The following is an 18,970-nucleotide window of genomic DNA, read 5'->3' as shown; positions in this document are numbered from 1 at the left end:
TATAACACGCTAAAATTTGTAAGGTTTTTATCTTGCTTATTTTCTTAATTTTCAATAATATATTGTATATAATTTTCAGAAAGAAGGAATCTACATGCCAGTCAGAAGAATAGAACACGTTGGACTTATGGTTGCAAACTTAGAAGCATCTATCTCATTTTATGAAGAAGTAGTCGGCTTACAGCTCCTTAAACGCATGGGGCACCCAAACCCAGACTTAAAACTCGCTTTTTTAGGTGTGGAAGAATCGAAAGAAACGATACTCGAATTAATTGAAGGCTACAACTCTTCCCTTCCGGCAGAAGGAAAAGTACATCACATTTGCTTTAAAGTGGATTCATTAGAGGATGAAATCGAAAGACTAAAGAAACACGCAGTAACCTTTTTACTAAGAGATGAAATCGAAACATTACCAGATGGAACACGTTACATATTCTTCGCTGGCCTTGATGGGGAGTGGATTGAGTTTTTTGAAACGGAGAGATAAAGTGAAACTTTATTTTGCGGGATAGAAAAGGAGCCGGAATTCTGGCCCTTGTTTTTAACCAGTAACAATGAAACATACCTCCAACCTAAGAATTTACCAAGATTAAAAACACAATCATTTTGTTAGGAGGAGAGAATGGGAAATACAGTCTTTATTATTGTTTTTTGGATACTGATACTATTCCCAATCCTTTATGTAATCAAGATAAAGGATTGGAATATAAAAACAGCTGCCTTATTTGTTGGAAGGATTCTATTAAGCATTTTCTATTTCATAAATGGAATGGTGTTAGGTCTGCAACGAAATTGGATAGAACCTCCCCATGAAACAGAATGGGATTTCTTTGTAAAGTCTTTACTAAACGGAAAAACTGATGCACTTATACACTTTTTACTTCTAATTATTATCATTACTTTGGATTTATTCTTTACATTTTATTATATCAATAAAAAGAAATAGGATATTCTATCCTATTTCTTTTTTTTATGAGTAGCGCCATATCGCTATCAAACTAATGTTTTACGCTGCCCCTAAACAATAATTTTTTACATTTTTACTCTGAGAATGTCAATTTTACTATTTTTGGGGTATTTATTTTTACTAGCTTGATGGACATGGGTTTGATTTATTTTCTTAGGTTAGTAGACATGTAGTGCTATCCCATTGCTATTAAGCTAAGAATTTAAGTGTAATATCATTTAAGGTAATACTTAAGATACAAATAAAATATCTTTTCCATGTCGCACTGTTTTATTGAAGTCTATCCCGAGTTGTAGCTAGTTCAATGCGACTGTAAATTCGGAGTTCGGTGCGCCAGCAAATACAACCGTTCCGTTCTCTGGTAGTTTCACTTTGTTATTATTACTAACAACGCTAAAATTGACGCATACTCCATTCCCATCATACACCGCGAATGAACTTCCTGATGGCAACTCCACATTCATCGTTTTCCCTGCTACCTCTTGCGGAATCGTAAACCATTTCGCATGCCCATTTTTTTGCAGTGTAACTTTCGATAATTGACCTGCATCAAGGGATTTTACGTTAGATTCACTGACGTATAAAAAGCTGGCCATCTCCATATATTCAGTACCATTCTCTGTATAGAAATGAGCTTCCTTCGTATCCCTCCCATTCATCACAGGAATCTGAATTTGATGCGTCGCCGTATTCGGACCTGTAATTTTTTTGCCGTCCCAATAGCCATCCTTGATCGTAATTTGTGTGTTAAGAGGTATTTGTTGTCCTAGATAATTTATAGAATTAAATTTTTCGTTAACAAGGTAGAACTTGCCGCCCTCGCGCTTCGCCCATGCAGCAGCTGTTTTCTTTGGTAACACATTGTTTTCTAATTTCTGAGCTAAATAGTGAGTCAGCACATTTTGCCCCAATCCCGGTGATAATTCATATGTGCTCTCTCTTAAATAAACTTTTCCATTCTTCTCAGTGACGAAGTTAAGCTTGGAAGTACCCTTTTCATTTATAAAGCTTCCATCCGCCGTATATACATATTTTTCTTCCGGTTTAGTTGGTAAAAACAGTTCTCCCTTCTTCGTAATCTCTATTTTGAAATGGCTTTGGATATTTCCATACAATCCTGCTTTTTTTACCACATCTTGAGGCACTTTAGCCTTGACTGGCTTGCCGAAGGATTTATCTGGTTTTATATCCTTAATTGCCCCTTTCTCTTTAAGCCTAGCTAGCAGTAATTTATTTGCCAATAGTTGATTTGTCATGCTGCTCCCACCGGAGGACAATACAGCTGCTGCCATCTTCTGTTCTGGAAGCACGACCAATGTAGCATGTTGCAGCATCGTATCCCCACCCTTAGTCAACGCTTTTATCCCATATTCACTGAATGGGTATAGTTTCACACTATCCCAGCCAAGACCATAGTTGAACATATTTCCGCTATCTCCTGGCCACATTCCTTTTTTATATTCTTCTTGTTCCATCGCCTTGATTGCTTTATTAGAGAGAATTTCTTTTCCCTGTCCCATAAATATTTGTGAGAATCGCACCACATCTTCTGCAGTAGAGGAGATTCCTCCCGTACCAATCACATTTACCATTTCACTTGGAAGCTGTCCCTGGTATGTCGGAGAATACTGTCCAGCCCGCTTTTCGTCTTCCCATTTGTCTTGCGATGTTATCGTTTGATTCAGTTTTAATGGCTCTGTAAACTTTTGATGTAGAAATTCAGTAAAACTCATACCGCTGACTCTTTCTACCAAGATCTCAGCCAGCGTAAAACCGTCATTACAGTATACTGAAAACGCGCCAGGGTCTGCCTTCAAGTTTTGGTTGGACAATTGTTGCAACAAGATATCATGGGCATAAGCATCATTATCTTTAAATAAAAATGCATTATTGAACGTCGAACCTTGCAAACCTGAGGAGTGATTCAACAGCATACGCGGTGTAATGCGTTTATATCGTTTATCTTTCATTTTGAACTCAGGAATATAGCCAGTAACAGGAGCATCCAAATCAACTTTTCCTTCGTCTACTAGTTTCATAACAGCCGCTGCTGTATATACTTTACTGGTTGAACCAATTCCGTATAGAGTATCTTTAGTTAATGGTTCTTTCCCTTCTATGTCGTTCTTGCCTGTCTGCCCCGACAAAATAAGTTTACCATTATCAATCAGCGCATACTGCACGCTAGTCGTCTCATAGGACTTCGTGAGTAGTTCAGCGTTCTCTGCAGCAATCTTCTCCAAATCTTTACTAGCAACTTCTTGGCTAGATACAACCGGAGCCTTACTGCTAGAAGACGCTATCGCTCCTGTTGGCAAGCTCATCGTTAGGGCCAAAGTAGCGGCTAACACCCCAGATAATTTATTTTCCATAAAAAAATGCCTCCTTAGATAAATGATTAATTTCATCTTTTATTTGTTCAATTACAAACATCACATAAACTACTATTCTGGCTTTATCCCTACTGTTGTAACAAACGGTAAAACCTCTCTTTTTCACATGTATGTTAGTACCATAAATGATTTTTTATTTAGAATGCGCTTGTTACTAGTTTAGTTTTCGTATAAATAAACCCTATTTATCCTCCCTCTTTTGTGCTTCTCTATATTTGTATCCTACATAATAAAAATTTCTTTTTTCTTATGCATTTCTTACAATTTCCTTACGTTCAAATCACTTCTATAATTAGGTAAATTTCATTTTAAAATCTCCAGGATAATCAATGCTTATATAATCCCACAATTTCATAGAAGATGGATTCATACCCCTGCGCCAAATCATCATACACATCTCTGCTATTTCCTTGGATGCCCCCTCAACCTTTACAACAGTTCCAACTGGCATCAACACTTCTTCACGTTCTTATAAATAGTAATAACTAATCAACTCCTTACCTGAAAATAAATGAATATAGAAAAAGAGAGATAAGGTTAAAATACCTTTATCTCTCCTTTTCTTTCACAAATTTTGCAAAGATTTTTTTTGTAAGAGTCCCCTCACCATCAACTTAAGAATTAAAAAAAGAAGGGGATTATCCCCCTCCTTTTTACGCTTGCTCCGACTTTCGAAATTATTTAATATACCCACGATTCAGTTCCGTTAACTTTTCATTGATGTTAAAAATTTTCACTCTAATATCTTTTACACCAGCTGCTTCAAGTCTGCTCTTGTGCATTTCCGCGTATTTTTCAGCATCTTGTTTTTCTTCAAATACATAAATGCCTCCAGCTTCTTTTGTTTCTTCATTCTCAGTCCATATTTTCCAGTGGAATCCTTCTTCTTCGTTAATACTTTTTGCTAAATCCCAAAATCCTTTTTCCATTTCTTCACCAAAAGGACCTTCAAACGGAAAATCAACTTGTAATAAATATGCCATTTTCACTCACTCCTATTTTTAATATAAAATTCTTCCCATTCTTTTACTGATTATGATTCAAATGATCGTAATGTCTAAATCAGTATTGCTATTATTATTCAAGCACTAATTTGAGAATCCCCCTATTTGTAAAATAATCACATAATGATAGTAACTTGAACGCATAAAGTGAAAGTTTAATAGTTTTCGGTTATTTTTAAAAAATGTGATACAAACTTATCCCTAAACTAAGGACAAACAAAACAAGTGCAGGTATCGCTTTCTTAAAGGGATCTCTCGCTAATACAATTAGCGTTAATGCAGCTGCAAGCATCGTACCACCTAATAACAATCCTGCCCATAAAGCTATTACTGGAATCCAGATTCCTATCAACATTCCAATCGCTCCTACAATCTCAAAAGCTCCAGTTAAGAAATTAAAAAACGAAGGTAAACCAAATCGTTTGAACTCATCTGCCATTTTCCCGGATATAATTTTCGTTCCTGTCATTAAAAAGAACAGAAACAACACTACTTTTACAATATTAATGAAAATTAAAATAGTAATCACACCTCTCTTATTATTTGGTAAAAACTCAGTATTGTTCAGATAATAGTCACTACCTTTACCCTATTTCCTGAGATTACCCATATGGAAGTCGCTTCAATTTACATTACCCTTTTCAATATTAAAGGGCTGAAAATTATATGCTATAGCATATATAATACAAAAATTTGACTGGTACTAGGCAAAAAAGTGAACCTGAATCAGATATCATACAAAATAAAGCTATCTTCCCATTCCTCTAAACAAACAAAAAATTATGTGCTATAGCATATATAATACCTAAAACAAAGTTTGTTCCTTATGAATAGCATAGCATCAATAAGGAACAAATATTAATAGTTTGTATCATACAATTTGTTTAATAGCGATTGTAATACTTTAATTTCTTCCTCGCTCAAATTACTCGTAACGAAATGGTGAGCGTCTTTCACTACAGGCAAGATTGTTTTCTTTAACTCGTCACCTTTTTCAGTTAAAAAAAGGTTATGTGAACGCCTATCTTGGTCATTCAAAGCCTTCTTTACAATCCCTTTTCTCTCCATTGACTGTATCATTCTAACAACAGTAGTTTGATCTTTATCAATAGCTTCCGCCAACTCTTTTTGAGTAGTGCTCCTTTGGCTACAAAGAACACTAATAATCCCCCACTGCTCTGGCGTAACTCCATACGGCTTTAATTTCTTCGTAAAATAATTGGTCATTTTCACATCAGTACGATGAACAAGATAGCCTATTAAATCATGTAAGTTCATATATCACCTCTATAAATTAAGATATAAAAGGATATAGCATACCAGTCAATCATTCACAATGAATGTATTTGTTTCGCCAAATATATGCTATGGCATATATATTAAAGTAGATCATTTTAATTGTCAAATGATTTACCTATTATTTTTCGAAAACAAAATCGCCCCCTTAGATTATAGAAGGAATGACTAATTTGACGTATTTCTCTGGCGATTTCTCCCCTGTCGTTTTATGATATGCTAATAACATTTGATAAAATATGGTATCTACAAATAGTCAAATACCTTTAAAGATACCTCGTCCAGTTCTTGCTGTTGCAAGATAAACAGCATATAATCAGTTAACCACCCTCATGAGCAACAAAAACATAAAAAAGACATTCCAAATACGGAATGCCTTCTTTCATTTTATAAACCCATCCACTTAAATCTATTTTACAACTATAACATTCAACACGCTGAAATCTTCTATTTAACGTAATCAATCCATTAACTAAAAAAATTTGTTAATTGCACAATGCTCTTCTCACTTTTCTTGCAAAATTTAGTGGATCATCAACGTCTTCGATATTAACGTAAATCAAATTTGGATCATCACATAACCACTCATTGTGTATAGACGAAACAATTATTCCTTGTTTAATAATTGTCGCCACAAATTCAGTGACTTCTTTTTGTAAGAGTGCTACTCGGCCTAGGCATAATGCCCGTCCAGTTTTATTGTCTCGTGATTCGAATGAAAAGGAAGTTGTTACTCTAAAACGTTTTCCCAAGATTGTTGCTCGTATTTCATCCCTGTTTATTGTTGCCACGCATTTCCCACCGGCGAATCCTTCTTGTCCACCGATAATTCTTGCAAACTGTTGACAAATTGATTCCTCATTAACTGCCATACCTTTAATCATCCCCCCTTTTACTGTTAGGTTATGAATGAATACATAGGTCTGAAACGGTAATGAATCTAATGTATTATAAAAAAATGATGACAATCTACCGAAAGCTATTAACTCAATTATTCTTGATCGTATGAATTGTTATCAGAGTTTAAATGGTGCGGAATTTTCATTTTATGTTTAATGGGCATCGGAGACTGAAAGCAAAACTCAGCTATTATATGGTAAGACATTTTTAAAAAGCATAAAAAAGACACCCTAAGGTGCTATCCTCCGACTTGAGAATCGTATCTATGTATGGAGAAATTTAGAAAAGACAAATACAAAAGAGAAGATTCTAACTATAATTTATAGAACTCTTATGCCATGAATTACTTACATATTTCCTTATTTACCAGAAGAAGAATCTCAGTTACATTATTTTCTGAACAGTCTCGTTAAAGCCATCCCAAGAAATCCAATGCCCATTCCTATTAGCCATCCAGTTTGGGCATTACCTAACATAGATCCCACTCCTCCACCAAGAAACATACAGCCAACGAATACTAATCCTCCAATTCCCCAATTCGGCCGTTCCATAATTCAATCACATCCTTTCAATAAAACATATGCGATTAGCTCCCTCAACTTTCTTCTATAGGATAGTTCATTATTTTGCTTAGGTTTAGCGGTTCAAGGAATTCATAAGATGTGAAGTTTAAGCCATTTATATAGATTGTAGAAGTATGAAGATTTTCCACATTTTAAAATGGTAACGTATAAACATGAAAAAACTATCGAAATAAAACCCCAGAAATCCAACGGTCTCTGGGGCTCCACTATATATTTAGCTCTTTTTGCTTTTTGTTTTGTTTATGTCTATACAGCACTTTTCGACTTATTAGAGAAATCACTAATAAGGTCAGAATTAATAAGATAAGTTGCAGAAATGATAAATCAAAATATTTAGCACCTGTAACGATTAAAAGTGTAGAAATCGTGCCTTTTACAACGAAAAAAATAATAACCCATAATCCGCCTTTTTTCCAGTTCATTTTATATTACCCTTTCCTACGTTTAAATTCTTAAAAGATTTAATGATAGTTCTTAAATGTGACAACTTAATAGAACTCTATTATATTAACAAAAAATTCATGTCTAATTAAATGCAACGATTCTATATTAAGTGAAAATGATATTCATTGTCAATTTTATTGACTATTTGAATACTTATTCTTAATCTCTTCCTACTTTGTTTCTTATTAACAATACACTTTTGTATTCAAACAAAAACACCTCCATTACATTTGCACACTTAGTATGCGAATGCAAGAGGTGTTTTTTCATATACCATCAGGTAAGATTTCCTGTTTTGTTTATTTCTTGATACGTAGCTATTTTTTAATACACGATAACTGGATCATACGTGTTCAAACTATCATATACAGTTTTTGCAACATTAGGAAGAAGGTTCACACATCCACCTGATCCTCCTGTTAAATAAGCATTATTTCCCCAGTCTTTTCGCCAGCCGGCATCGTGGAATCCTTGACCACTATTTGTGAATGGAACCCAGTAATCTACTTTAACCGCATAATCAGCTTTTCCTACTGCGTTACCTCTTAGCGTATATGGTGTTCGTTTATAGAGGACGTACCACACACCTGGTGATGTATCTTCACCAGTACTATGTTTACCAGTTACTACATTTGTTGTAACAACTAATTTTCCATCTTTGTAAATCCAAATTTGTTGCTCTGCAATTGAAACTTCTGCATACGTGTCTCCGATGCCATTATTCGATGTTGTTTTATAACCGATACCTTCCTTCTCCCAACCATTTCCGTGAATATTAGAAGCAGAAAGCGACTTTTCGCCTTTCTCAAAGGCTTGTTGAACTTGTTTAGTTTCTTTTTCAACATCTAGTGCCCAGCCGTATCCTTGTCCTTTTACTGATATGACTGAACCGGAATGCGTTTTAAATGAGAAATCTTTATTTAATGTTGATTTGGCATTATTAATTTCAGTAATTTTCTTCTTAATATCACTCGCATCAATTGTAACTTTCATATCCTTTGACATAGAGGCATTTTGAATTAAATCTTTCGCTTTTAAAGGATAAACTTCATCCTGCACTTTATACTCAACAGACTGCCCAAGAAGATTCTGTAGTGCTTTCTCCTCTTTTTTGACAATCGGATCGTCTTCTTTAATAGGTTTTATGTATGCAGACTTCAGATGAATTTCGCTTTTATATTTTTGCTTATCATAATCTTTCAGTAGACTAGTAACATCATACTGTTTCCCTTCCACACTTTTCGAAATAACAATTTTCCCTTGTTCTAGCTTCGCCATAGCATCTTGAGGCGCTTTTAATTTTTCATTCATAGAGATGAGCGTTTCTTCTACAAGTTTTTTCATCGTTTCACTACGATACTGATCTGCCTTCTCTGGTAGCAATGAATAATTTTCTCCCTTTGAGGAAGGGAAAAATGTCCACTGACTTTTTAATAGTTTCTTAACTTGAGGCAAATCTTTTTCCGTAAGTTCCGTTTTTGTATCTTTTTCATCTAAAATTTGTTGTTGATCAACATAGACTTTGTTTGCTAGTCCAGATGTCTTTAATTTCTGTATTGCCTGATCAGCGCTCAGACCACCAACTTTTGTGTCATTAATTGTAACATTCGAATTGAAGTGAGTTGCCTGATAATAACTCATTCCCCCAATAAGAAGTGCAATTACACCAATACCCACTGCGATAAACTTCCAATTTGTATAACGTTTTTTTGATCTTACTCGTTTTTGATCAATTTCTTCAACTGATTCATTTGTTGTATTGTTGTTCATCAATCTTTCCCCCGTATGCATTAACGTCAAACGATTTTCAACTAAAATCATAAACTAGTGTACCTTATTTTTCCTAAAATTTCATTATTTCCGACCACATTTTATCGCAATTTAATGATTTAATTTAGATTTTTTAATAGTACGATGCATTGAACAGCCCTTTACAAGTCATAAAGTAAAACTTAAATTAACCGTCACACCAAGAGATTTAGCTTAATATTCTAGGGGGAAATTTTTCTCTTTACGTAAAATGCGAATTATATTATCCATTTTTATGAACATCAATCCCTAATTTTGTCAAAAAAAATAAACGATAGTCCTTCTACATTTTTGATAAAAGGACTATCGTTTTTTCAGTTAGAGTATTTGTATAATCGTTTAACTTTTTATTTCCTGAAGGTCAAACGTGATGAAGATGATGAAATTTCATCTCCAAGACTTTAAATGAAAACATTATGTTTTTTTATGGCAACCAAGTTTATTTTCTTAGCTTGATGACGATGGGATATCACAGCATGTCCAGCAGCCTAAGATTAAGTAAGAGTCCGTTCAACTAGATTTTTTCTAATATTTTTAGGAGCATCTTATTTCAACCTCGTTATATTACACTAATTGAATTTAAAACACATCCGTATGCTATTTAGTAAAATTTACGATTCGAGACATAATTATTGCAGTAGCCAAGATAATAATAGCGGTTATCAAACCAGATTCTCCAATCCAAATCTCAGTTTGATCTCCTGTACTTGCACGTGCGAAAGGTCCTTGAATAATGGCATTCCAAGTAGTATGAATGATAACCGAAGGCCAAACGCTACCTGTGATAAGTCGTAAATAAGCTGTAATATAACTGAATGGCACAATACAAAAATAGATGCCAAGTACTGAAAGTAGGGCAGATGTTCCCTCTACATATAGACCAGCAATAACAATTGGAACATGCCACGTTGCCCAAATTAATCCGCTAATAAGGATTGGGCGTGAAAACTCTGCATCGATTAGTCTTGTAAGCATATAACCTCGCCAACCCATTTCTTCTCCCATAACTGGAATTAAGTTAAGCAAGCTACCTAAAACTCCGCTCAATACTACTATAAAAATGAAACTTAATGGTATCGGTAGATATTGAAATCCAAGTATATTGTAAATAGGTTCTAGCATACCACCTTGCGAGGGCTGAAACCTCGCAAGTCCGCTAAACCAGGCGATAGAATAAGTAATTCCACATATTATCATAGGTATTAACAGCGCAAAACCAATCCCCTTCCATATCTTTAAGTTACCGAGACTAAAAGATACATCTTTAAACCCTTCTTTCAATATTATGCGAGTCAAAATAGAAGAAAATGCTGGGGTAAACATATATACCACAATAAGCGGCATACTTTTAGTAATCATTACTACTACATTTAGAATAATAGAAGTAATGGTTAAGATACTTAGAAAGAGTTGAAGTCCTATTTTAGCACGTTGGATTTTATCTTTATTGTGGAATGCTTCTCCGTGTAATAACATTGTAATCCCCCCTTCCCCTTTTATTCATTTGTTTATCAAATTTACTTCCTGTCATTTCAACAGCTACAACTTAGAATAAAAATATTTTGACATACAGATCATTCATCTTTACAATCCCTCCCAAATTCATAATCTAGTCTTACTTGCGATTCAACAATTTAATTATTATTTATAAACTGTCATAGCCGATAGTACAAAAGTGTAATGATTAACCTATGACTTGTGTCAATTAATCTTATGACAATATGTAACTAGAAAATATGATATGGAATAAATAACAATTGAATTAAGGCAATTGATTCGTGCAAGTACATGAATCAATCTTGCTTTTGAAAATAATTCAATTGAGGTGGGCAAAAATGAATAAGAAAAGAATGATTGCAATGGTTAGTACAGCTTTATTAGTCACAGGATGCGCGGAAGTAGGAAACGCTCAAACTGTAGCAGTCGAAAATTCAGGTCAATCAGTCCAAAAAAATATAGTTAAATCAATACAATCACAGGCTAACCCATTAAAAACGATAGAGCCGTCAAAACCATTTGAAGATTTAAAACCACTTAAGAAAATGATTGGGAACGCGCAATATGTAGGATTAGGAGAGAATACTCATGGAAGCTCTGAAATTTTTACTATGAAGTTTCGCCTTGTGAAATATTTGGTTACTGAAATGGGTTTTACGAATTTTGCAATGGAAGAAGATTGGGGAAACGGCTTAAAACTAAATGAATATATCCAAACAGGAAAAGGAAACCCTAGGGAATTTTTAAAATTGTTATATCCTACTGATGAAATTATAGCCATGATTGAGTGGATGAAAGATTATAATGCTGATCCATCCAATAAAAAAAAGATCCAATTTATTGGGCTCGACTTAAAGGCGTTGGACCAAGGTAGCTTTAATAAAGTAATTGATTATGTAAGGCTGCATCGACCAGATTTGCTGGCAGAAGTAGAAGAAAATTATAAAGAATTGTCTTCTTTTACTGGAAGTATACAGGAATATATGAAACTTGCTCCTGAAAGGAAAGAGAAGTTTAAAGCAAACGCTGAGAGAGTAGCCCGATTACTAAAAGATGAGAATGAACAAGCCAACACAGAAATAATTCCATCCGAGTACATCTGGGCGAAAGCAACGGCAAGTGCAATAGAGAAATTTACCACAATGCTACTCCCTAACGACTATCCAAGTATAATAAAACTACATGAACAATACTTGGCCGATCATGCAATGTGGGCACAAGAGACATTTGGTGGTAAAACGATGGTATGGGCACACAATATTCATATAGCTAAAGGAATTATCGATGAGAAATTATACCCTTATGTTGCGGGGCAGTTTTTGAAGGAACGTTTAGACAATAATTATGTCACAATTGGTAGTACAACTACGGAGGGGAATTTTACCTTATACAGCGAATATGATCCTTCCACTGGAGGTAAGATTACAACCGACACTATTCCACAAGATGTAAAAAGTTTCAATTATACTCTCGGAAAAGTGCCATATAAAATGTTTTTATTGGATAACCGTCACCTTAAAGGACAAGCAGAAAAATGGGTTAAAGCAAAAAGACCATTACTAAGTATAGGGGGACAAATCCTCCCGAACAGTTCGGTGTATTTTGATACTTCATTGCTTGAGCAATTTGATATTATTTTTCATATTCGAAAAACAAGTCCATCTCATATTAAATAAAAGTACAAAGCAATCCCGTTCTTGCAGATGTAAGAACGGGATTGCTTTGTGGAGGATTAATAAAGTGAAACTTTAATCAGCAGGTTTTTGTTCATCCCCCACTGATTATTAGCCTTCACCAATCGTGCGTTTACCGGCAGCCCGCCCCCCCACCTAACGCTGAATTTTGAGGTGGGAGTCTTACTGCCCAGTAAATAGCGGGATAAAAGCATCTTTTTTAACCAGAAGTAAGCTGCTCTCCCCTTTTTAACATCATTTAGAACTGTCATATGACACTTTTACACTAGTGAGAATGACAAAAAAAGCAGTATGATTCGGTTATTACACAGATAGGAGCGATGAACTTTATGAAATCAAGATTCATCCATAATGGTTATTTTTTATTGCTAACTTTCGGTACAGGATTGTTTTATTTTTGTTTTTACCTAATAGCTCTGCTATTTAGTTTAACCCTTTCATTTACTGTTGTTGGGATTCCATTAATTATGCGCGTACTACAGACTACCACACCCTTTATCCAATTCGAGCGCATACAGACGAAAATTTATACAGATATTTCAACAGACTCTTACGATAGAAGTATAACAATGGATACATCGAACTGGTCTCAGGTGAAATTAGTGCTAACAGATCGTCGCACTTGGTGTGCTGTCTATTGGCTAATGCAGAAATTTACGATTGGCATTTTCAGTCTCATTAGTGCAATCATTTTTTACGTAATGCCACTTATGTTCCTGTTGGCACCACTACTGTATCGATACATCGATATGAATATTATATTTATACAAATAGATACTTTTGCCAAGTCACTCTTTGTAATGTTTATGGGTATAGTATTTACCGCCATAAGTATTAGAATAGTCGATGGTTTGACAAAGAAAATTGGGGGCTATACACGTAGTATGATTCGGCAACTAAATCAATAGAAGTTTGCAGTCTGTGAGTAGTATCGTAGTTTTAAATTAAAAAGTATAATAAGGCAGGAAGGATTAAATTATTATATAGGAAGTAAAATGGTAGGCTATTTAGGGGGTAAAGGACTTGTTAGATATGGTTAAGTATTGGTTTTGGTATAATTGGATTATGTTAGGGGTACGCCTACTTGCTAGTGTGTCTATCATTCTAGCTACATTAAATTTTCAGGATGGTTTAACATTACCACTTTGGATTATTATTCTTTGGGAAATTATTGCCTTCTCTGTTCCATGGGTAGCCTTACTATTCAATTATAAATATTATTTGTTCACAGAAATACTGCTATATGGTGGACTATGTATATATTTAACCTTATTATTTCCAGAAGCTTACAACACATTTCTTATATCGGTGTTTCTAATTGCTGCGAATAGTAAGCATTTGTCCTATTATTGGACAGCTCCAATAACGGTTTTTATAACAACTGGAATTTTCTATGCGGTTGCGCCCAGTAATAGCTATTGGGTTATGGTCACCTATTATGGATTCGCATATGTAATGGGCTTCGCTTTTCATTTATTAATCGTCAATCATAAACAAAATGAATCAATTCGTAAACAAAACGCGGTACTTGAGCAATATATGTCTCAGATTGAACGCATTACACTGGCGGAAGAACGAAACCGACTGTCGAGTGAGCTTCATGATACAGTTGGTCACGCTTATACTTCTATTATTATGGGGATGGAAACGTTGCGCACCGAACTTGCTACTGAAATGGGTATACAGAGGCTAGATTCTCTGCTTGAAATGGGACGTAAAAGCATCGAGGACGTGAGAGGTTACCTACATCAAATGGAGTCTCCGTGTCAATCGCCTTCCTTAATTCAATCTCTACAAAATCTTGGAGCCGAATTTCAGGAGCACGCTCAGATTAATGTAAGTTTTCGGGCATACGGAGAGGAATATGAATTGTCTCGGCAAGCGAAGATAGCGTTCATTCGTTGCTTACAAGAGTCCCTTACGAATGCAGTACGTCATGGTCAAGGAACTGAAATTATAGTTTCATTGCAGTTTGAACAACAATATACGAGATTAGAAGTTCAAGATAATGGAAAAGGAAATGTAGAATGGCAAGAAGGCTTTGGTATGAATGCAATGAAAGAACGAGCAATGAATTTGCAAGGCCAATTGTCTGTATATACAAAGCCAGATGAAGGAATGCTTGTTACATGTACCATACCGCACCAAACTGAAATAAAAGATGGACTTATTCGTTTGTTAATTGTAGACGACCAGCCATTTGTTCGGGAAAGTTTGAGGACACTACTCGATAGATATGAAGATTTAAATGTAATCGGTTTGGCCGAGGATGGCAATGAAGCCATCGATTTTTGTGGGCGCCTTCAACCCCATGTTATACTTATGGATTTAGATATGCAGCACATGGATGGAGTCGAAGCAACCAAAAAGATTAAGCAACAATGGCCACATATCCGCATATTGATTTTTACCACTTTTCAGGATACCGAACAGGCGTTGGAATCGCTTCGCAACGGTGCGGATGGCTTTTTACTCAAATCCATTGAAACATTGGAGCTAGCTAATACGATCCGACTTATTCACAAAGGTGGGACACTGATTGATCAGGGAATGTCTCACAAAATATTTGAGAAATTTGATGAGCAAAAAGAGACACCACAATCAAAAGCAACCGCTTATGAGCTAACAGCTAGGGAGATAGAAATATTGCAACTAGTAGCAAAGGGACTTCGATACACTACCATAGCATCAAGGTTATATTTATCAAATGGTACGGTCAGAAATTATGCTTCCACAGCTTATACAAAGCTAGGAGTCCGCAACAAAGAAGAAGCTGTGCAAAAGGCTCTAGAAATTGGAATTATTGAATAAAAAAACGTTTTTTGTTTCTTTACAGCAAGGTAAAATGTAGTTACAAGGTACAGTAAAAGATAAAGTGAAACTTTAATCAGCCCTCATCAGTCGGACTTTTACGGGCAAATAGCGGGATAAAATGAGCGAACTATCATGAACTCCTGTTTTATGCGTATAATTAATAGACAACCTAAGTAACAAGTTTGTTCCATTTTTATCAGTAGTCGTATCTAGAAACCTAAAAAAGTCCATTTAGAAGATCTAAATGGACTTTTTCACTCATATAATCCTATCTATAGTTAAACGAATAAGATTAAATAAATTTAAATTTTCTTGTTTTATCTAATAAACTGTTTAGGCATTTCTTTAACGTGCTTATCATCATCACGCCAATCATAGGTTTCTTTCTGTGAAATATCTAAAGTTTGATCTCCAATTCTAACAATATTCTTATTTACCCATTCAATATATGGATCGGTATCTGGATAATTCCAATATATATTTTTCTCTGAATCTGTATCAAGGTTAACTAATTCACCCCTAACAGCATCCGCACTTAATGATCCTGCATTATGAAAATAAGTCTTGATGAGATATTTTCCATCTGGAGATTTCACTGTTCGAATTAATTCCCCTTTTGGAACGCCTTGCAAACTAAAAAGTTTCCAATATCCAAATCCAATTATAATTACTAACATAGTAAGTATAGTTAGTAATACTTTTCTTTTTGTTTTTTTAATTTCACCTTTTGTATTTATAATACTCATTCAACTCCATTCCATAGAACACATACCATATTATACCATTAAATAAATGGTATAATATATCAAAAATAAAAATCCTCCCTTAATAGTATTATAAAAAGAGAATGTGATGTTCCCCCTATTTATAAAATGAAACTTTAATCACCCTCACCAATCTGGCTGCCCGTTAACGCGGGATAAACATGAAAATTCCCCTTTAAGAAAAATATAAAAAATCAGACAGTATACTTGAATTGCTCTTCGCAAGAGAATATACTAATAAAGCAGGCTATGACGTTCCTTCCTTCTAACTTCTTTGGCGAAATAGGGATGTTACTTTCCTGCTAAACACATAGGCTATGACAATTCTTCCTTCTTTGTAGAAATTTCAAATTGTTTTAGAGTTGTCAATTTCCTATGAAAATAATTAGACTATAAAACCTCTTTCTTCTTTGGATTTGAATAAACTTTAGTTTATCAACCATTGATGTAGAGGTTTTCTTTTCTTAATTAACAAATTACCACTTAACAACTAAATGTTATACCCCTAATTTTTCACTAAAAAATAGCTTTATACCCTCAGTGCATTTCTCTACAATTAGTGTGTTTATGCATGTAAAAATAAAAATCTACCACTGAAAGGAGGACAGTCAGACTATTCCCCTCTTTTATAAGGAGTGAATAGCTGGCGTTCTCATGAAAAATTCTATTTACATAAGAAGAAGTTTGAAAGTAATTATAAAAAGAGAAGAAAATAAACTACCGAACATGTATTTAGCCACTGCTTTAAAAAACTTGGAAAGTTTAGGATTTACTTTTTCTGAGCCTTTAATAGAAGAGTTGCAAACACTTTCGGTTGGTGCATTCACATCGTTTTACAAAGAGTTGGTAAAACATTTAAAAGAAATGGTTGGTGCACATATTCAGTTTACTCCTATGTATCCAAACTTTCCGCAACAAATGATGGATTTAAGTGACGCTGATTTATACATCAATGCCGTTATTCATTATGTGACGTTGCGCCTACCTGTATCAAAAGTAGAAGAACGACTTCCTCTTTTAGATAGCGTTGATTTGAAAGTTATTGACTTAGGAAGTGAAGAAGATTTCAATCAAATGATTTCTCAATTGATTCGTGCAAACAGCTCTATTTCCTCAACTGATAAGACAGATGTAGAATGGGCTATTACACACACTGAAGATGTTTCCTGTTTTCTACCTAATGTAATTCCTCATAAGGAAAATATGTCTTTTATAATTGGGGTTTTATTAATAAACAGAAAAATATCAGCCGATGCTGCTGCAAAGTATTTTAAAACAGCAACTGATGTTCTTCGCCTTGCAGTTGCTTTATCTGAAGGCGATGTGAGTTTAGCATCCTCCGTTCGATTCAAGAAGTTTAACCGAGCAGAAAGACGCTTCCTTTTAGGATTGTTAGAGCAATGCGGAAACATTACCGAAGATATGCTTCGATACAAAAAACGTTGGATTCGTTTAGGTGAAATTCTTCATCCAGCAGAATATCATACTCGTTTCCCAAAAACCCACCGAGCATTTGAGATTCTTCGCAACAACATTAAAGTTGAAACATTTAATGGAAAAATAGAAGCAGCTTTGTTGAATCGTGATATCATGACAGCGAAAAATCTTTTAAAAACTCGCCCGGGGGAATTTGCCAGACGCTTGGATCATTTAATCCGTTTATGTAGTGATACATCAACAAATGTTTTCAATATTCTCGAAGAGTTTCTAAGTATAATAGGAGACGTTTCTACTCCTGTATTACTTCAACTCACGGCTCATTTTAAGCATCGAAATGATAAAAATGAATTTCGCACCTTTTTTCCAAAGGGAAATGTAGCAAAAGCTATTGGTATTGAAAATACACTTCCATTTATCTCAGAGGATATTTGTTTAATGATTGTAAAAATGTGTGAAGATACTTTAAAAAATCGCTTCGCAGAACTTCCAAGTCTCGGAAAAGTATTTTTGGATGAACAGTTAAAAAATCACTTAGTTCCCTTCTCTCAACGTTCAGCCAGCAAAGCGCTTCGCACATTATCTCGAGGAAGTAAAGTAGATTTGCCAGAAGGAGATACGATTCGTTTTTTCCTATGGTGGAAAGAAGGCTATGTGAATGGACAACATACAGGACGTGTTGACATTGATTTGTCTGCTGCAATGTACGACGAAGATTGGCAATACAAAGAACATGTATCCTTCACGAACTTACGTTCAAAAAATTTCAAAGCCTACCATAGCGGAGATATTACTTCTGCACCAAAGGGGGCATCTGAATTCATTGATTTCGATATTCCGTCTGTGCTGAAATATGGTGGACGCTATGTAGTTATGACTTTGCTTTCTTACACAGACCAACCATATAAAGATTTACCAGAATGCTTTACTGGTTGGATGGTTCGTCAATATCCTGGTTCAGGTGAAATATTTGAACCTTCTACTGTTCAAGATAAAGTGGATATTACTGCCGACACCCAAATCTCTATTCCAGTTATTTTAGACTTAAAGGAACGAAAATTGATTTGGACAGATTTGTCTCTTACAAGAGATCTAACTTATGATAATACCATCGAAGCTAATCAAAAAGGTATGATACTAGTTGGAAAGGCTTTAACTAATTTAGTTAAACCGAATTTATATGACTTGTTCCGATTACATATTGAAGCTAGAGGTGAACTCGTTCAAGACATCGAAGAAGCAGAAACTATTTTCTCTTTGAATAAAGGGATTACTCCTTTCGATATCGAAAAAATAATATCTGATTTTATAGCTGACTCAAAAGGCTAACTACATTACAAACATTGATAATGTGTGGAAAATATCGA

17 protein-coding genes are annotated in these 18,970 nt (G+C 34.8%); 6 read left to right on the top strand and 11 right to left on the bottom strand.

The window, feature by feature from the left end; genetic code table 11:
- Window positions 1-94: 94 nt before the first annotated feature.
- Both DN404_RS29640 and DN404_RS29635 read left to right on the top strand, forming a co-directional pair.
- Window positions 95-487 carry a VOC family protein gene (locus tag DN404_RS29640; protein ID WP_088345439.1) on the top strand — a complete coding sequence of 131 codons (393 nt, stop codon included), beginning with the start codon at window positions 95-97 and terminating at the stop codon, window positions 485-487.
- A 135-nt stretch (window positions 488-622) separates the two neighbouring features.
- Window positions 623-946: a hypothetical protein gene (locus tag DN404_RS29635; RefSeq protein ID WP_016122820.1), complete on the top strand. Its 324-nt coding sequence runs from the start codon at window positions 623-625 to the stop codon at window positions 944-946.
- 317 nt (window positions 947-1,263) lie between these two features.
- Here DN404_RS29635 and DN404_RS29630 read toward each other — a convergent pair whose 3' ends face one another.
- The 10 genes from DN404_RS29630 to DN404_RS29595 all read right to left on the bottom strand — a co-directional run bounded on the left by DN404_RS29630 (window position 1,264) and on the right by DN404_RS29595 (window position 10,873).
- Window positions 1,264-3,339 carry a serine hydrolase domain-containing protein gene (locus tag DN404_RS29630; RefSeq protein ID WP_049108421.1) on the bottom strand — a complete coding sequence of 692 codons (2,076 nt, stop codon included), beginning with the start codon at window positions 3,337-3,339 and terminating at the stop codon, window positions 1,264-1,266.
- Between the two features lie 313 nt (window positions 3,340-3,652).
- Window positions 3,653-3,811: a DUF4176 domain-containing protein gene (locus DN404_RS30715; RefSeq protein WP_160310375.1), complete on the bottom strand. Its 159-nt coding sequence runs from the start codon at window positions 3,809-3,811 to the stop codon at window positions 3,653-3,655.
- A gap of 226 nt (window positions 3,812-4,037) precedes the next feature.
- Window positions 4,038-4,343, bottom strand: a complete 306-nt coding sequence (locus DN404_RS29625) for a monooxygenase (protein WP_000323757.1) — start codon at window positions 4,341-4,343, stop codon at window positions 4,038-4,040.
- A 196-nt stretch (window positions 4,344-4,539) separates the two neighbouring features.
- The gene (locus tag DN404_RS29620; protein WP_049108525.1) at window positions 4,540-4,890 is read right to left on the bottom strand and encodes a DoxX family protein; all 351 of its coding nucleotides are present in this window, start codon (window positions 4,888-4,890) and stop codon (window positions 4,540-4,542) included.
- A gap of 332 nt (window positions 4,891-5,222) precedes the next feature.
- Window positions 5,223-5,642 carry a MarR family winged helix-turn-helix transcriptional regulator gene (locus DN404_RS29615; RefSeq protein ID WP_149215827.1) on the bottom strand — a complete coding sequence of 140 codons (420 nt, stop codon included), beginning with the start codon at window positions 5,640-5,642 and terminating at the stop codon, window positions 5,223-5,225.
- A 503-nt stretch (window positions 5,643-6,145) separates the two neighbouring features.
- Window positions 6,146-6,532: a DUF1259 domain-containing protein gene (locus DN404_RS29610; RefSeq protein WP_002204749.1), complete on the bottom strand. Its 387-nt coding sequence runs from the start codon at window positions 6,530-6,532 to the stop codon at window positions 6,146-6,148.
- Between the two features lie 417 nt (window positions 6,533-6,949).
- Entirely contained in the window at window positions 6,950-7,111 is a 162-nt protein-coding gene (locus DN404_RS30710) for a hypothetical protein (protein WP_000441009.1), read from the bottom strand.
- 239 nt (window positions 7,112-7,350) lie between these two features.
- Window positions 7,351-7,566: a hypothetical protein gene (locus tag DN404_RS29605; RefSeq protein WP_118414737.1), complete on the bottom strand. Its 216-nt coding sequence runs from the start codon at window positions 7,564-7,566 to the stop codon at window positions 7,351-7,353.
- Window positions 7,567-7,912: 346 nt separating this feature from the next.
- On the bottom strand, window positions 7,913-9,358 hold the full coding sequence (locus DN404_RS29600; protein WP_001064073.1) for a L,D-transpeptidase family protein: 1,446 nt from the start codon (window positions 9,356-9,358) through the stop codon (window positions 7,913-7,915).
- A 636-nt stretch (window positions 9,359-9,994) separates the two neighbouring features.
- The gene (locus DN404_RS29595) at window positions 9,995-10,873 is read right to left on the bottom strand and encodes a CPBP family intramembrane glutamic endopeptidase (protein ID WP_149215826.1); all 879 of its coding nucleotides are present in this window, start codon (window positions 10,871-10,873) and stop codon (window positions 9,995-9,997) included.
- A gap of 359 nt (window positions 10,874-11,232) precedes the next feature.
- Here DN404_RS29595 and DN404_RS29590 point away from each other — a divergent pair, with 359 nt between their 5' ends.
- The 3 genes from DN404_RS29590 (at window position 11,233) to DN404_RS29580 (ending at window position 15,399) form a co-directional block, all read left to right on the top strand.
- Window positions 11,233-12,570, top strand: a complete 1,338-nt coding sequence (locus DN404_RS29590; protein WP_001036230.1) for an erythromycin esterase family protein — start codon at window positions 11,233-11,235, stop codon at window positions 12,568-12,570.
- A 347-nt stretch (window positions 12,571-12,917) separates the two neighbouring features.
- Window positions 12,918-13,496, top strand: a complete 579-nt coding sequence (locus tag DN404_RS29585) for a sensor domain-containing protein (RefSeq protein ID WP_000842190.1) — start codon at window positions 12,918-12,920, stop codon at window positions 13,494-13,496.
- Window positions 13,497-13,611: 115 nt separating this feature from the next.
- Entirely contained in the window at window positions 13,612-15,399 is a 1,788-nt protein-coding gene (locus DN404_RS29580) for a helix-turn-helix transcriptional regulator (RefSeq protein WP_149215825.1), read from the top strand.
- 320 nt (window positions 15,400-15,719) lie between these two features.
- Here the strand turns inward: DN404_RS29580 and DN404_RS29575 are convergent, their stop codons facing one another.
- Entirely contained in the window at window positions 15,720-16,148 is a 429-nt protein-coding gene (locus DN404_RS29575; RefSeq protein ID WP_098762768.1) for a DUF5412 domain-containing protein, read from the bottom strand.
- A 672-nt stretch (window positions 16,149-16,820) separates the two neighbouring features.
- Between DN404_RS29575 and DN404_RS29570 the strand changes: the two genes are divergently transcribed.
- Window positions 16,821-18,932: a TerD family protein gene (locus tag DN404_RS29570; protein WP_000798036.1), complete on the top strand. Its 2,112-nt coding sequence runs from the start codon at window positions 16,821-16,823 to the stop codon at window positions 18,930-18,932.
- The last annotated feature ends 38 nt before the right edge of the window (window positions 18,933-18,970 follow it).

This window comes from Bacillus sp. TE8-1 (assembly GCF_008368855.1).
In the GTDB taxonomy this organism is placed as follows: domain Bacteria; phylum Bacillota; class Bacilli; order Bacillales; family Bacillaceae_G; genus Bacillus_A; species Bacillus_A cereus.
Note: the sequence above shows the minus strand (reverse complement) of the source record. Positions and strands in the feature narration are given on the sequence as shown.